Source organism: Methylobacterium sp. CM6247, from assembly GCF_054817925.1.
In genome coordinates this window covers 41,010-56,406 of record NZ_JBTXKX010000003.1, presented here as the reverse complement: position 1 = coordinate 56,406, position 15,397 = coordinate 41,010, and the positions used below count along the sequence as shown (strand labels likewise).

Genomic DNA, 15,397 nt, shown 5'->3' with positions numbered 1-15,397 from the left:
ACCCGGTTGGGTCGGCGCCTTTTTCATGTCCGGACGAGACCGCTGTTCGCGCTTCAGCGCACCCGCGACTTGAGAGCCGCCACGACGGCCTCGCCCATCCCGGCGGTCCCCAGCGGCGTCACGCCCTCTCCAGCGATATCCTTCGTGCGGGCACCCGCCGCGAGTGCATCGGTGATCGCGCCGTCGAGTAGGTCGGCCGCCTCGCCGAGGCCGAACGAGTAGCGCAACGCCATGGCGAGCGAGCCGATCATGGCGATGGGGTTGGCGAGATCCTGGCCCGCAATATCGGGTGCCGAGCCATGGACCGGCTCGTACAATGCCTTGCGGCTTCCCTTCGAATCCACTGCTCCGAGCGAAGCGGAGGGCAGCATGCCGAGGGAGCCCGTGAGCATCGCCGCTACATCCGAGAGCACGTCGCCGAAGAGGTTGTCGGTCACGAGGACGTCGAACTGCTTCGGGCGGCGCACCAGCTGCATGGCGCAATTGTCGGCGAGCACATGCTCGAGCTCGACATCGCTGTAATGCTCGGAATGGACCTTGGTGACGACCTCCTTCCACAGGACGCCGGATTTCATCACGTTGTGCTTCTCGGCCGAGGCCACGCGGCCCGAGCGCTTGCGCGCCAGATCGAAGGCCACATGGGCGATCCGCTCGATCTCGCCCGTGGTGTAGACCTGGGTATCGACGGCGCGCTTGGTACCGTCGGGGAGGGTGGTGATTTCCTTCGGCTCACCGAAATAGACGCCGCCGGTGAGTTCGCGCACGATCATGATGTCGAGACCCTCGACGAGCTCGCGTTTCAGCGCGGACGCATCCGCCAGCGCCGGGTAGCAGATCGCCGGCCGCAGATTCGCGAACAGGCCGAGATCCTTGCGGAGCCGCAGAAGCCCGGCCTCGGGACGGATGTCGTAGGCGACGCCGGACCATTTTGGGCCGCCCACCGCGCCGAGCAGGATCGCATCCGCCGCGTCCGCCCGCGCGAGGGCCTCGTCGGTGAGGGGCACGCCCTGAGCGTCGATGGACGAGCCGCCGACGAGGTCGGTCTCGGTCTCGAACGTGGCGAGACCGGTCTCGGCGAGTGCACCGATCACGGTCTTCACCTGGGCCATCACCTCCGGGCCGATGCCGTCACCGGGGAGGAGGAGGAGCTTGTAGGCGGTCATGGGAGCACTCGCGGGCAAGGGGTGATGCGTCGCGCGGCTGTAGCGACGGGCTCGGGCGCTTGGCAAGTCTCCCGCTCGATCCCACTCTTCCCGTCGCTCAGTGACCCGGCCCCGCGAGGGCCGCCCAAGGCTTCTGATGAGTGCCGACCCGGTCGACGAGGGTGGTCGTCGCCGTGTTCATTCCGACGATCTCGACGGGTATGCCGTGGTGCCGGAATTTCAGCACCACCCTGTCGAGGGCACTGATGCTGGTGATGTCCCAGAAATGCGAGGCGGAGAGATCGATCACCACCCCGGTCAGGTCGTCCTCGCGGAAATCGAAGGCGGAATGGAACGCCTCCGCCGTGGCGAAGAAGATCTGGCCCGTCACCCGGTAGGTACGGATGCGGCTGGCCTCGTCGCGTACCGACGACATACCGAAGAACCGCGTCACCTTGTGGGCGAAGAACAACCCCGAGAGAACGACCCCGAACAGCACACCCTTGGCAAGGTCATGCGTCGTCACGACGACGGCCACCGTTCCGAGCATCACCGCGCTCGAACTCTTCGGGTGGGTCAGCAGCGTCCGCACGGAGTTCCACTGGAAGGTGTTGATCGAGACCATGATCATTACCGCGACGAGGGCCGCCATCGGGATTTGCGCCACATAGGGGCCGAGAACCACGATGAGGAACAGCAGGAACGCGCCCGCCCACAGCGTCGAGAGACGGCCCCGCCCGCCGGACGAGACGTTGATGACCGATTGCCCGATCATGGCGCAGCCGGCCATGCCGCCGAAGAGACCGGAGGTGACGTTGGCGAGGCCCTGGCCGGCGCATTCGCGGTTCTTGTTGGAGGTCGTGTCGGTCATCTCATCGAGGATGGCCGCAGTCATCATGCTCTCGAGCAGGCCGACCATCGCCAGGGTGAGGGCGTAGGGCAGGATGATCTGCAGTGTCTCCAGAGTGAACGGCACCTGGGGGAGGGCGAAGACCGGTAATTCGCTCGGCAGGGCACCCATGTCGCCCACGGTCCTGATGTCGAACCCGAACCAGACCGAGATTCCGGTGAGAGCGAGGATCGTGATCAACGGTGAGGGGACGGCCTTCGTCAGGTAGGGGAGGCCGTAGATCATCGCGAGGCCGATGGCGGTCATGGCGTAGACGACCGGCCCGCGGCCGATCAACTCCGGCATCTGCGCCAGGAAGATGAGGATCGCCAGGGCGTTGACGAAGCCTGTGACCACCGAGCGCGAGACGAAGCGCATGAGGTTGCCGAGGCGCACGGCACTGGCGACGATCTGGAGCAACCCGGTGAGAATGGTGGCCGCGAACAGGTAGCCGAGTCCATGCTCCTTCACGAGCGTGACCATGACGAGGGACATGGCGCCGGTGGCAGCCGAAATCATGGCAGGACGCCCGCCGGCGAAAGCGGAAATGACGGCGATGCAGAACGAGGCGTAGAGACCGACTTTCGGGTCGACGCCCGCGATGATCGAGAAGGCGATGGCCTCAGGGATCAGCGCCAGGGCGACCACCGTGCCGGCCAGGATTTCACGCGTGACGTCGGGAGCCCACTCGCTCCGGAAGGACTGACGGTTCATGGGGAATGGCTTTCATCGTCCCCGCGCGCGAAGCGTCGACAGGGACAGGCATCTTGATGACCGGGCGCTCAAGCGCTCACCGGGCACGGACGGAACACGATTCGGTAGGCTTAAGCCTACGGCGGCGTCAGGCCGAGAAAATCGATGAACCGCTTGAGATGCATGAAGGCCTGATATCACGGACCTGCCGCAATGCAACATCGCGGCAGAGTTCAGTGGGGCGATCGCATCACACTTTGCGGGCGACCGTGAAGCGTGCCGCTTCGCGCAGTGTCTGGGCTTTGTCGCCCCAGGAAGAAACGGCCTCTTCGCACATGCCGACGAGGCGGTCGCATTCTGCCCGGGCGCCGTCGATGCCGAGACGATCGACGAGTGTCGCCTTTCCGGCATCCTTATCCTTGCCGGTAGCTTTGCCCATCGCTTCGGGAGAGGCTTCGCGGTCGAGGATATCGTCGGCGATCTGGAAAGCTTGGCCCAAGGCGAGGCCGTAGCGCCATAGGGAGGCACGCTGATCCGGCGTCGCACCGCCCACAAGGGCACCCGCATCCACCGAGAAGGCCAGGATGGCGCCGGTCTTCATCGCCTGAAGCTGCAGCGTGTCCTCGACATCGAGGGAGACGGCGCCGAAGCGACCTTCCGCCCCGAGATCGAGGATCTGGCCGCCGACCATGCCGCCGAGACCGGACGCCTTTGCAAGGCCGAGAACGAGGTCGGCACGGATCGACGGATCCGGCTGCCAGGTCGCATCTGCCAGAATCTCGAAGGCCAGCGTCTGCAGCGCGTCGCCGACGAGGATGGCGGTCGCCTCGTCATAGGCCTTGTGGACCGTAGGCTTGCCCCGGCGCATGTCGTCGTCGTCCATGGCCGGCATGTCGTCGTGGACGAGGGAGTAGCAATGGACGAGCTCGATGGCCGAACCGGCGGCCAGCGCCCCGGCCTCGGAGCCGCCCAGCATCCGCGCCGTCTCCACCGCCAGGAACGGGCGCAGACGCTTGCCGCCGCCGAGCACGGCATGGCGCATGGCCTCCATCAGCCGCGTGGGACGCGTGATCTCGCCCGTCTGCGTCTCGGGACCGAGGCGTTCGGCCAGAAACGCCTCGACGGCGTCGGCCACGCTCGAAAGCTTGTGGGAAAACGCTTGAGATGCGTCCGCCTTGACCGAAGCGTGGGATGCTTTTGGTGAGGTCATCGTAAGAAGGGCCTTGGTCAAGAATGGGCGCGTCGTTGTGCGGGAGGTACGGATTCAGGAACGGCGCGACGGTGCGGCAGATGACAGCGATTCGCGATCACGCCATGTGCGCGATCTCGATTCCATCCGCCAAGGACGAAGGAAGCATTGGGTGAGGCGGCTGGTCGGCCTCTTCATGCTGCTCCCCGTCATGTTGCTGGCCCTGATTCTTGTTCTGGGGCTCGTCTATAGTGCGCTGACGCCGCCCTCAACCCTGATGCTGGCGCGATGGTTGACCGGCAAACCCGTGAGCCGCGAAGCGGTCACCCTGGACGCGATCTCCCCGCTCCTGGTCCAGGCCGTCATCGCTTCGGAGGATCAGCGCTTCTGCCTACATAACGGCGTCGATTGGGGCGCCCTGCGCGACGTGGTGGATGACGACGAGGGGCCTAGCCGCGGCGCCTCGACGATCTCCATGCAGACGGTGAAGAACGTGTTCCTCTGGCCCGGCCGTTCGGTCATCCGCAAAGGAATGGAGATTCCCCTCGCCGTTATCGCCGACACCCTATGGGGCAAGCGGCGCATGATGGAGATCTATCTGAATATCGCCGAATGGGGGGACGGTGTGTACGGAGCCGAGGCGGCGGCGCAGCGCTGGTTCGGAAAGAGCGCGCGGAACCTCAACCGCAGCGAGGCGAGCCTGCTCGCCGCCGTTCTGCCGAACCCGATCCAACGCAATGCGGCCCTGCCATCTCGCGGAGTGCGTGCGGTCGCCACCCGCATCCAGGGGCGGATGAATGGGGTCGGTGGATTGATGGGCTGCCTTCGCTGAATCCAGACACGTGGAGGCTTGCCGCAACACGTGTCATAGAGCCGTCCATTCTCCGGCAGGCGGCCGGGGCCGGCCCGTGATGGGGCGGATGCGAGACACGACGAATACAACACCGATAGCGGACGCGACATGGCCGACAGCACAACCTTCGACCTCACCCTCGAGCGGATCGCCCTGATCCGCCGGATGGTGGTGGCCTGGAACCCGGCCGGGCAAGGCGCGCCCATCGTGCATCCCGACGCACCCTATGGCAGCACCGACCGTGACGGCGACATCTTCAACGTCACCGGCGACGATGATGGGGCGGACGAGGAACACCGGGCGCTCGGCGACGCGCTCGCGGTCTTCATCCACAATGCCGTGTTGAAGCCGGGCCGCTACGCGTATCACAACACCCTGGCCAAGCTTTCGTCGGACGATGTCGGCGACGTGTTTCGCGACGAAGGGACGGGCGAGACGCCCGAGCACGTCACCTTCGATGTGACGGCCGAGCATCTGGCGCTGGTGAGGAAGCTGAACATCGTCTGGGACGACGGCCGCGACGTGCCAGCCTTCGACACGGCCGAGCCTTATGGAACGGGGACCGAAATACCGGCGGTGCATCACGAGATGCAGCCGGCCCTGCAGATCTTCCTGCGCTATGGCGATCTCGGCCCCGGCCCCTTCGGTAAGGCGGGCAACCGCTGGTCCGCCGTCTAAGCGCTGCGTAAACCCCTCCCCGCGACGGGGGAGGGGTGGATTGCGAGGCCTATGCCCCGAGCTTCTTCTTGCGCTGAGCCAAGGTGCGTAGCCGCAGGGCGTTGAGCTTGATGAAGCCCGCCGCGTCGCGGTGGTCGTAGGCCACGGCGCCCTCCTCGAAGGTGACGAGGTCCTGGTCGTAGAGCGAGTTCGGGCTGGTGCGGCCGATGACGTGGATGCCGCCCTTGTAGAGCTTCAGCCGAACCTCGCCGGTGACCATCTCCTGGCTCTTGTCGATGAGGGCCTGGAGCATCTCGCGCTCCGGCGAGAACCAGAAGCCATTATAGATCAGCTCCGCATATTGCGGCATGATCTGGTCCTTGAGGTGCGCCGCGCCGCGATCCAGCGTAATCGACTCGATGGCCCTGTGGGCCGGCAGCAGGATCGTGCCGCCCGGCGTCTCGTACATGCCCCGGCTCTTCATGCCGACGAAGCGGTTCTCCACGAGGTCGAGGCGGCCGATGCCGTTGTCATGACCGAGCTGGTTGAGCTTGGCTAATAGGGTGGCAGGGGTGAGGCGCTCGCCGTCGATGGAGACCGCGTCGCCCTTCTCGAAGCCGATCGTGACGATGGTCGGAGTGTCGGGGGCCTCTTCCGGCGAAAGCGTACGGGAATAGACGTAATCCGGCACCTCATCGGCCGGGTCCTCCAGAACCTTACCCTCGGAGGAGGCGTGAAGAAGGTTCGCGTCCACGGAGAACGGGCTCTCGCCGCGCTTGTCCTTGGAGATCGGAATCTGGTGCTGCTCGGCGAAAGCGATCAGCTGTTCGCGGCTCTTGAGATCCCATTCGCGCCAGGGGGCGATGACGGTCACATCGGGCTTCAAGGCATAATACCCGAGCTCGAACCGGACCTGATCGTTGCCCTTGCCGGTGGCGCCGTGACAGACCGCATCGGCGCCGAGACGTTCGGCGATCTCGATCTGCTTCTTGGCGATGAGCGGGCGGGCGATGGAGGTGCCGAGGAGATAGACGCCCTCGTAGACCGCGTTGGCGCGGAACATCGGGAAGACATAGTCGCGAACGAATTCCTCGCGCAGGTCCTCGATGAAGATGTTTTCCGGCTTGATGCCGAGCAGCTCAGCCTTCTTGCGCGCTGGCTCAAGCTCCTCGCCCTGTCCCAGATCGGCCGTGAAGGTGATGACCTCGCAGCCATAGGTGGTCTGCAGCCATTTCAGGATGATCGAGGTGTCGAGGCCACCGGAATAGGCGAGCACGACCTTGTTGACGGGCTTCGGATTCACGTCTGACATCGGGCTCGCTTCGGTTCTCGTGGAGTCGGGGCGACTTATCAGCCGACAGCCGCGTCGTGCAACCGGCATGCCGCAGGAGACGTTGCAGAGGTGTTCGCTCCCGCTTTCCACCACCGCGTCAGCGGAGCCCGTTACTGCCCTGGCCCCGACGCCCGAAACTGCGTAATTCAACCTCGCTTGTCACCCCACGCCGGAGATTCGACGAATGCCGCGACGGCCGACCCTCGAATTCTGGTACGAGTTCTCTTCCACGTATTCCTACCTGGCGGCCATGCGGATCGACGAGATGGCGGAAGCCGCCGGCGTCGAAGTGCGCTGGCGGCCCTTCCTCCTTGGCCCGATCTTCGCCAGCCAGGGCTGGAATTCCTCGCCCTTCAATCTCTTTCCGGCCAAGGGACGGCATATGTGGCGGGATGTGGAGCGCGAGGCGGCGAGGCAAGGCCTGCCTCCGTTGAAGCGGCCCGACCCGTTCCCGCAGAACAGCTTGAGCGCGACCCGTGCAGCCACCTACGGCATGGATCACGACTGGCTCGTTCCGTTCTCGAAAGCCGTCTACGAGACCCAGTTCTCTCTGGGGCGCTCCATCGCCGAACCGCCGGCCATCGTGGGGGTCCTCAACGGGCTCGGTCTCGATGGCACCGTGATCCTCAAGGCTGCGGCCTTGGAGGGCAACAAGGGGCGTCTGCGCGTCAACGGCGAAGAGGCACGCTCGCGCGGCATCTTCGGCGCCCCGACCTTCCTGACCGGCGATGGCGAGCTGTTCTGGGGTAACGATCGGCTGGAACAGGCGCTTGCCTGGGCGATAGGCGACCGGCCGGGAGCAATGCGTTAGGCGCTTCGCCCCCGGCCAAAGGAGGGCGCGGACGTCGTTGGAGCGAAGCGTCGAGGGACCGGCATTGGGAACTTAGGCAGCTTCCTGAGAGGCGACCCTGACCTTCTGAGTGGCCGAATCGACCTCTTCGGTGGAGCGGGCAATCTCACTGAGGCTGCTAGTGATCTGGCCTACGCCGTTGGAGGCGGTCTGCATGCTCGCCGACATCTCGCGGGTCACCGCGCTCTGCTCTTCGACCGCCGCCGAGATCGCGCTCGCGACTTCGTTCAGGGTCATGATCGTGTCCTGGATCGAGGTGATGGCCCCCACCGCATCCTGAGTCGCTTGCTGGGTCGACATGATCTGAGCGCTGATCTGCTCGGTCGCCTTGGAGGTCTGGGCGGCCAAAGCCTTCACCTCGGTCGCGACCACGGCGAAGCCCCGACCCGCTTCTCCCGCCCGTGCCGCCTCGATCGTCGCATTGAGGGCGAGCAAATTGGTTTGCGCGGCGATGCCCTGGATCAAGGCGACGACTTCGCCGATCCGGGTCGCCGCGCCCGAGAGACCGGCGATGATGGTGCTGGTTTTCTCGGCCTGCTTGACCGCCTGACTGGAGATCTCGGAGGCGTGGGTCACCTGCATGCTGATCTCGGACACCGAGGCCGCGAGCTCTTCGGCGCCGGACGCCACGGTCTGGATGTCGCAAGAGACCTGAGTCGAGGCCTGAGCGGCTTGACCGGCCTGTAGCGACGCGCCCGAAGCGGCACCGGCGATGGCGTTGAGGTCGGTGGCAATGGAGATCTGCAGAGCGGCGCGGCGCTGGCGCTCCAGCACCTGCCGCGTGACGTCGATGCAGAATTTGACGACCTTCAGCGGGCGTCCGTCCCGGTCGAAGATTGGGTTGTAGGTCCCCTGGATGAAGACCTCGCGGCCACCCTTTGCGATCCGCCGATACTCGTCGGCCTGATACTCACCTCGGCCGAGTTCATCCCAGAAGCGCCTGTACGCCGCGCTAGCCCGCAGATCGGGACCGACGAACATGCTGTGGGGCTGGCCCTGAATCTCGGACAGGTCGTAGCCCATCACGTCGAGGAAGTTCCGGTTGGCCGTGAGGATGGTGCCGTCGAGGGCGAACTCGATGACCGCCTGCGAGCGGTCGAGGGCTTTGATCTGGCCCTCATGGTTGATCGAGCGCATCACGCGCTCGGTGATGTCGGATGAGAACTTGACGATCTTCTCGGTCTTTCCGTTGCGACCGAGGATGGGATTGTAGGTGGCCTGCAACCAGATCTCGCGCCCGCCCTTGCCGATGCGCTTGAACTCGCCGGACTGGAAGGTGCCGGCGGCCAACGCGCTCCAGAAGGCCTTGTAATCCTGGCTATCCCGGAACGCCGGCTCGACGAAAAGGCTGTGATGCTCGCCCTGGATCTCGGACAATTCGTAGCCGATCGCGGCGAGAAAATTCCGGTTTGCAGTCAGTACGGTGCCATCGGTATCGAACTCGATGACCGCTTGCGAACGATCCAATGCGGCGATCCGTGAGCGGAAATCGGTATTCGAAAAAAAGTTCATCACCCTATTTGACGCGTAAGGGTTGTGGCGGGCCGCCGCGCTCAGCCCTGTGTCATTCGATATGGGAGATTCCCTATCAATTGAGTTAACAATCCCTGCGACGAATTGTGAAAACTAGAAAATTTCCGTCACGGCTGCGCTATAAAGATTACGAATAACTGTTGTTGCTTAATTCTGGCGCACAAAACTCCAATATGCTTTTAGTTTATCGCAGTGCGGCTCAATCTATCCCCCGAGTATTTCATTTTAATCTGCCAGAAAGTTCATCGGATATGCGCGCTGCGTCAGAATACACGAATGTTGCTTGGAATGTGAGGGGGGATCATTCGAGGCACTCTTTGTGAGGAGTTAGAAAAATATTTCATCGACGGGATGCGTGCGACCTCCGGAGCGAGCACTCCTCTCGGGGGAGCAACGGTCTGGATACCATCTCGAACCGGGATTAAGAGGCGCGACACGCGACGCCGAATGATCGGTGATCCCGCACCTTCGAGGCCCGTTCGCATGTCCATCGACCGTCGAAAGTTCCTGGCCGGTTCCGCGAGCCTGGCTTTCCTTGTCGCGTCACTCCGCGGCGGCCATGCCCAGGGCTACGGCCAGACCTTCAAGGTCGATAACGACGATGGCCGGCCAATCGCGAACACCCGGCTCCCGGGTGAAATCGTCGGGGAAATCCCTGCTCTGAAGGGCGTGACCTATGTGGGGGCCCGCGAGGCGGAGATCACGCTCTACGAGTTCTTCGACTACAATTGTCCGTATTGCCGGAAGGCGGCGATCGACATGACGTCTCTCGCCGCGAGCGATACCGCTTTGCGAATCGGGCTTATCAACAATCCGATTCTCTCGCCTCAATCGGCTCAGGCGGCGAAGGTCGCATTGGCGATCCAGCGCAAGATGGGGTCGGCCGCCGCCTGGACGCTCTATCAGAAGCTGCTCGCCAGACCCGGCCGGATCGACGGCACCGGCGCGCTTCAGGTCGCCGCCACCTTGGGCGTGCCCGCCTCGGAGCTCGAGACGATCGCCGATAGCGACGAGGTGCGTCTCGCGTTGAAGGCGCAGATGCGCATGGCGGCCGATCTCGGTCTCGTGGCGACTCCCTCCTACGTGCTCGGCAATACCGGCCTTCTCGGACATCCGGGTGCGAAGTCCCTCGCTCGGATGATCGGGGCCATGCGTCGCTGCGATCAGATCGCTTGCTGACGGCCTGAACTTTCGCCGGCGGCCTGACGCCTCACCTTCGCCATCGTTCTCGCGGATTGGATATGAGTGCACGACCGCGCGCCGCACAAGCTTATGCAGGCCCGTCTTCGTCTTGCGCCTCCCCAACACGCATGCTAGGCCCTCGCCGCGCCGGGAGGACGGGTTTCAGACCTGTATTTCGAGGCGGTTCCCATTCCTGACGGTTTCAGAGCCGACGCCGAGAACGGTGTCACGGGCCGGAACCTCGGGCCGGATTAAAAGAGAGAGTGGCGCGTGGCGCAGACTAGTTCCGAGGCGGGTTCCCCGGTTGCAGGCGTAGCAGGTCGCTATGCCTCCGCACTGTTCGAGCTGGCCCGCGACGAGCGCCAGATCGATGCGGTCGCGGCGACCCTGCAGAGCTTTGATTCCCTTCTCAAGGAGAGCCCCGATCTGGCTCGCCTCGTTCGCAGCCCGGTTTTCACCGGTGAGCAGCAGGAAGCCGCCATCGGCGCCATCCTCGACAAGGCCGGTCTCACCGGCCTCGGCGCGAACTTCATCCGGCTCGCGGCCTCCAACCGCCGTCTTTTCGCGCTGCCCGACATGATCCGCGCCTTCCGCCGTTTGGTGGCGGAATCGAAGGGGATCGTACGTGCCGAGGTGACCGTGGCCGAACGCCCGTCGGACGCCGTTCTCGAAGAGATCAAGGCGTCCCTGCGCGATGTGGCTCGCTCGGAGATCGACCTCGATCTGCGCGTCGACCCGGCCCTGATCGGCGGTCTCATCGTCAAGATCGGCAGCCGGATGGTGGATGCATCCCTGCGTACCAAGCTCAACGGTATTCGACTCGCGATGCGGGAAGCCTGAGGTCGGCGCTTCGGCGCAGGCCCGCTCCCGTTTCTCCACAGCAACTTCGTTTCGATTTAAAGAGGCCAGACGATGGACATCCGCGCTGCCGAGATCTCCGCGATCCTGAAAGAGCAGATCAAGAATTTCGGCCAGGAAGCCGAGGTAACCGAGGTGGGCCAAGTGCTCTCCGTCGGTGACGGTATCGCCCGCGCCTACGGGCTCGACAGCGTCCAGGCCGGTGAGATGGTCGAGTTCGAGTCGGGCGTGCGCGGCATGGCCCTCAACCTCGAGCAGGACAACGTCGGCATCGTGATCTTCGGGTCGGATCGCGACATCAAGGAAGGCCAGACCGTCAAGCGCACCGGCGCTATCGTGGACGTTCCGGTCGGTAAGGCGCTGCTCGGCCGCGTCGTCGACGCCCTCGGCAACCCGATCGACGGCAAGGGCCCCATCGCCACCACCGAGCGTCGCCGCGTCGACGTGAAGGCTCCCGGCATCATTCCGCGCAAGTCGGTTCACGAGCCGATGGCCACTGGCCTCAAGGCCATCGACGCCCTGATCCCCGTCGGCCGCGGCCAGCGCGAGCTGATCATCGGCGATCGCCAGACCGGCAAGACCGCCATCGCCCTCGATACGATCCTGAACCAGAAGCCGGCTCATGCCGGCACCGACGAGAACGCCAAGCTCTATTGCGTCTATGTCGCAATCGGTCAGAAGCGCTCCACCGTCGCACAGTTCGTGAAGTCGCTCGAAGACAACGGCGCGCTCGAATACTCCATCGTCATCGCCGCGACCGCTTCGGACGCTGCGCCGATGCAGTTCATCGCCCCCTTCGCCGGCTGCGCCATGGGCGAGTATTTCCGCGACAACGCCATGCACGCCGTGATCGTGTATGACGATCTCTCCAAGCAGGCCGTCGCCTACCGCCAGATGTCGCTGCTGCTGCGCCGCCCGCCGGGCCGCGAAGCTTATCCCGGCGACGTGTTCTACCTGCACTCGCGCCTGCTCGAGCGCGCCGCCAAGATGGGCGATGCCGCCGGTAATGGATCACTGACCGCGCTTCCTGTCATCGAGACCCAGGCCAACGACGTTTCGGCCTACATCCCGACCAACGTGATCTCGATCACCGACGGACAGATCTTCCTCGAGACCGACCTGTTCTACCAGGGCATCCGCCCGGCGGTGAACGTCGGCCTCTCGGTGTCCCGCGTGGGCTCGTCGGCCCAGACGAAGGCGATGAAGAAGGTCGCCGGTAAGATCAAGGGTGAGCTCGCCCAGTACCGCGAGATGGCCGCCTTCGCACAGTTCGGCTCTGATCTCGATGCGTCGACCCAGAAGCTCCTGAACCGTGGCTCGCGCCTCACCGAGCTCCTGAAGCAGCCGCAATTCTCGCCGCTGAAGATGGAAGAGCAGGTCGCGGTGATCTATGCCGGCGTGAACGGCTATCTCGATGCTCTGCCCGTGTCGAAGGTCCGTCCCTTCGAGGACGCGCTGCTCTCGACCCTGCGCACCAAGCACGCCGATCTGCTCACCAAGATCCGTGACTCGAAGGATCTGTCCGACGACAGCGCGAAGACGCTGAAGGGCGTCGTCGAGAGCGTCGCCAAGTCGCTGGCCTAAAGCCAGTCGATGATCCCCTCCCTTAGCGGGGAGGGGACTGGGGTGGAGGTGTGCCGGACCGGCCGAGACCTCTTCGACACCACCCCCACCTCCGGCTCTTCCCCACTCAAGGGGAAGAGAGATGGCGTCGAACCGCACCGAACGGATCTGGAAGTCACCCCATGGCGAGTTTGAAGGATCTGCGTAACCGCATCGCTTCGGTGAAGGGCACGCAGAAGATCACCAAAGCGATGCAGATGGTCGCCGCCGCCAAGTTGCGGCGCGCCCAGAATGCCGCTGAGAATGCCCGTCCCTATGCCGAGAAGATGTCCCAGGTGCTCGGCAACCTCGCCGCGAACCTCGTCGGCGGTGTCCAGGGACCGAAGCTCCTGTCCGGCACGGGCGCCGACAAGGTTCACCTGCTGGTCGTCTGCACGGCTGACCGCGGCCTCTGCGGCGGCTTCAACTCGTCGATCGTGCGTCTGGCCCGCGAGCACATCCGCACGCTGACGGCCGAAGGCAAGACGGTGAAGATCGTCACGGTCGGCAAGAAGGGCTACGACCTCCTGCGTCGCCAGTATCGCGACCAGATCATCGAGAGCCGTGACCTGCGCGGCAACAAGCCGGTGGATTACGAGTTCGCTGCCGAAATCGCGCAGAGCATCATCTCGCGTTTCGACGACGGCGAGTTCGACGTGGCGACGCTGTTCTATTCGCGCTTCCGCTCCGTCATCGCCCAGGTGCCGACCGCCCAGAAGCTCATCCCAGCCGAGCTGCCCGCAGCCGGCGGTACCGCTCCGGATGCAGCTCTGGAGTTCGAGCCGAGCGAGGAAGCGATCCTCGACACGCTCCTGCCGCGCAACCTCACCGTCCAGGTGTTCCGCGCGCTCCTCGAGAACGCGGCCTCCGAGCAGGGCGCACGTACCGGTGCCATGGATTCCGCCACGCGCAACGCGGGCGAGATGATCAAGAAGCAGACGCAGATCTACAACCGCACGCGTCAGGCCATGATCACCAAGGAACTCATCGAAATCATCTCGGGTGCCGAAGCGCTCTAAGCGCTCCCCGTCGCCCTGACCGCAACATATTCGAAGGACCCGTAACATGGCGAACACCGCTCTCCCCGGCGCCGGCTCCAATAAGGTCGGCAAGATCACCCAGGTCATCGGCCCCGTGGTCGACGTTCACTTCGACGGCCACCTGCCGGAGATCCTCAACGCCCTCGAGACCAAGAACAACGGCAACCGCCTCGTCCTCGAAGTGGCCATGCAGCTCGGTGAGAGCACCGTGCGCTGCGTCGCCATGGACACGTCGGAAGGCCTCGTTCGTGGCCAGGAAGTCACCGACACCGGCGAGGCCATCAAGGTGCCGGTCGGCTTCAACACCCTCGGCCGCATCATGAACGTCATCGGCGAGCCGATCGACGAAGCCGGCCCGATCCAGTCGGACACCCTGCGCGCCATCCACCAGCCCGCGCCGTCCTACGCCGAGCAGTCCACCGAGTCGCAGATCCTGGTCACCGGCATCAAGGTGGTCGATCTCCTCGCCCCCTACGCCAAGGGCGGCAAGATCGGCCTGTTCGGCGGCGCCGGCGTCGGCAAGACCGTGCTGATCATGGAGCTCATCAACAACATCGCCAAGGTGCACTCGGGCTACTCGGTGTTCGCCGGCGTCGGTGAGCGCACCCGCGAGGGCAACGATCTCTACCACGAGATGATCGAGTCCAAGGTCAACATGGACCCGAAGGAGAACAACGGCTCGGCCGAAGGCTCCAAGTGCGCGCTCGTCTACGGCCAGATGAACGAGTCCCCCGGTGCCCGCTCGCGTGTCGCGCTCACCGGCCTCACCATCGCCGAGGATTTCCGCGATCAGGGCCAGGACGTGCTGTTCTTCGTGGACAACATCTTCCGCTTCACCCAGGCCGGTTCGGAAGTGTCGGCTCTTCTCGGCCGCATCCCCTCCGCCGTGGGCTACCAGCCGACGCTGGCCACGGACATGGGCGCCCTGCAGGAGCGCATCACCACCACTACCAAGGGCTCGATCACCTCGGTGCAGGCTATCTACGTGCCGGCCGACGATCTGACCGACCCGGCGCCCGCCGCCTCGTTCGCCCACTTGGACGCCACCACCGTGCTCTCGCGCTCCATCGCCGAGAAGGGCATCTACCCGGCCGTGGATCCGCTGGACTCTACGTCGCGGATGCTCAACCCCGCCGTCCTCGGCGAGGAGCATTATGACGTCGCCCGCCGCGTCCAGCAGACGCTGCAGCGCTACAAGGCCCTGCAGGACATCATCGCGATCCTGGGCATGGATGAGCTCTCGGAAGAGGACAAGCTCACCGTTGCCCGCGCCCGCAAGATCGAGCGCTTCTTCTCGCAGCCCTTCTCGGTGGCCGAGATCTTCACCGGCTCGCCCGGCATCCAGGTCCCGCTGGCCGATACGATCAAGGGCTTCAAGGGCCTCGTGAACGGCGATTACGACGACCTGCCGGAGGCGGCGTTCTACATGGTCGGCACGATCGAGGACGCCAAGGAGAAGGCGAAGAAGATCGCGGCTGCGGCCTGATCCATCGAACGCCAAGGCCTTCCGCCGAAATGGCGGACGGCCTGACCCGACAATCACGGCGCGGCCTTCTCGGGACCGCGCCGCTTTTCC

At 64.6% G+C, this 15,397-nt stretch carries 13 protein-coding genes; 8 read left to right on the top strand and 5 right to left on the bottom strand.

Annotated elements, in window-relative coordinates:
- Window positions 1-53 precede the first annotated feature (53 nt).
- From leuB to ACYQOP_RS01120, 3 genes are all read right to left on the bottom strand, one after another.
- A complete protein-coding gene (leuB, locus tag ACYQOP_RS01130; RefSeq protein WP_461220773.1) occupies window positions 54-1,163 on the bottom strand; it encodes a 3-isopropylmalate dehydrogenase in 1,110 nt (369 codons plus the stop codon).
- A gap of 97 nt (window positions 1,164-1,260) precedes the next feature.
- Window positions 1,261-2,745 (bottom strand): SulP family inorganic anion transporter, encoded by a 1,485-nt coding sequence (locus tag ACYQOP_RS01125; RefSeq protein ID WP_461220772.1) that lies wholly within the window; start codon window positions 2,743-2,745, stop codon window positions 1,261-1,263.
- Window positions 2,746-2,974: 229 nt separating this feature from the next.
- Window positions 2,975-3,934, bottom strand: a complete 960-nt coding sequence (locus ACYQOP_RS01120; protein WP_419951835.1) for a polyprenyl synthetase family protein — start codon at window positions 3,932-3,934, stop codon at window positions 2,975-2,977.
- Between the two features lie 13 nt (window positions 3,935-3,947).
- Here ACYQOP_RS01120 and mtgA point away from each other — a divergent pair, with 13 nt between their 5' ends.
- Both mtgA and ACYQOP_RS01110 read left to right on the top strand, forming a co-directional pair.
- Complete coding sequence (mtgA, locus tag ACYQOP_RS01115) at window positions 3,948-4,745, top strand: monofunctional biosynthetic peptidoglycan transglycosylase (protein WP_461220771.1); 798 nt, start codon at window positions 3,948-3,950, stop codon at window positions 4,743-4,745.
- A gap of 129 nt (window positions 4,746-4,874) precedes the next feature.
- Window positions 4,875-5,444, top strand: a complete 570-nt coding sequence (locus ACYQOP_RS01110) for a hypothetical protein (protein ID WP_461220769.1) — start codon at window positions 4,875-4,877, stop codon at window positions 5,442-5,444.
- 49 nt (window positions 5,445-5,493) lie between these two features.
- Here ACYQOP_RS01110 and ACYQOP_RS01105 read toward each other — a convergent pair whose 3' ends face one another.
- A complete protein-coding gene (locus ACYQOP_RS01105; RefSeq protein ID WP_056431252.1) occupies window positions 5,494-6,735 on the bottom strand; it encodes an argininosuccinate synthase in 1,242 nt (413 codons plus the stop codon).
- A 205-nt stretch (window positions 6,736-6,940) separates the two neighbouring features.
- Between ACYQOP_RS01105 and ACYQOP_RS01100 the strand changes: the two genes are divergently transcribed.
- Window positions 6,941-7,567, top strand: coding sequence for a 2-hydroxychromene-2-carboxylate isomerase (locus ACYQOP_RS01100; protein WP_056431249.1), 627 nt, complete (start codon window positions 6,941-6,943; stop codon window positions 7,565-7,567).
- 72 nt (window positions 7,568-7,639) lie between these two features.
- Here ACYQOP_RS01100 and ACYQOP_RS01095 read toward each other — a convergent pair whose 3' ends face one another.
- Entirely contained in the window at window positions 7,640-9,118 is a 1,479-nt protein-coding gene (locus ACYQOP_RS01095) for a methyl-accepting chemotaxis protein (protein ID WP_461220768.1), read from the bottom strand.
- A gap of 504 nt (window positions 9,119-9,622) precedes the next feature.
- On the opposite strand from ACYQOP_RS01095, the gene ACYQOP_RS01090 reads away from it, so the two are divergent.
- The 5 genes from ACYQOP_RS01090 (at window position 9,623) to atpD (ending at window position 15,307) form a co-directional block, all read left to right on the top strand.
- On the top strand, window positions 9,623-10,318 hold the full coding sequence (locus tag ACYQOP_RS01090; RefSeq protein WP_207411588.1) for a DsbA family protein: 696 nt from the start codon (window positions 9,623-9,625) through the stop codon (window positions 10,316-10,318).
- Window positions 10,319-10,591: 273 nt separating this feature from the next.
- Window positions 10,592-11,161, top strand: a complete 570-nt coding sequence (locus ACYQOP_RS01085) for a F0F1 ATP synthase subunit delta (RefSeq protein WP_056431239.1) — start codon at window positions 10,592-10,594, stop codon at window positions 11,159-11,161.
- A gap of 72 nt (window positions 11,162-11,233) precedes the next feature.
- Complete coding sequence (gene atpA, locus ACYQOP_RS01080; RefSeq protein ID WP_056452095.1) at window positions 11,234-12,763, top strand: F0F1 ATP synthase subunit alpha; 1,530 nt, start codon at window positions 11,234-11,236, stop codon at window positions 12,761-12,763.
- 161 nt (window positions 12,764-12,924) lie between these two features.
- Window positions 12,925-13,800 carry a F0F1 ATP synthase subunit gamma gene (locus tag ACYQOP_RS01075; protein ID WP_018044915.1) on the top strand — a complete coding sequence of 292 codons (876 nt, stop codon included), beginning with the start codon at window positions 12,925-12,927 and terminating at the stop codon, window positions 13,798-13,800.
- Between the two features lie 46 nt (window positions 13,801-13,846).
- Window positions 13,847-15,307 (top strand): F0F1 ATP synthase subunit beta, encoded by a 1,461-nt coding sequence (gene atpD / locus ACYQOP_RS01070; protein WP_018044914.1) that lies wholly within the window; start codon window positions 13,847-13,849, stop codon window positions 15,305-15,307.
- The last annotated feature ends 90 nt before the right edge of the window (window positions 15,308-15,397 follow it).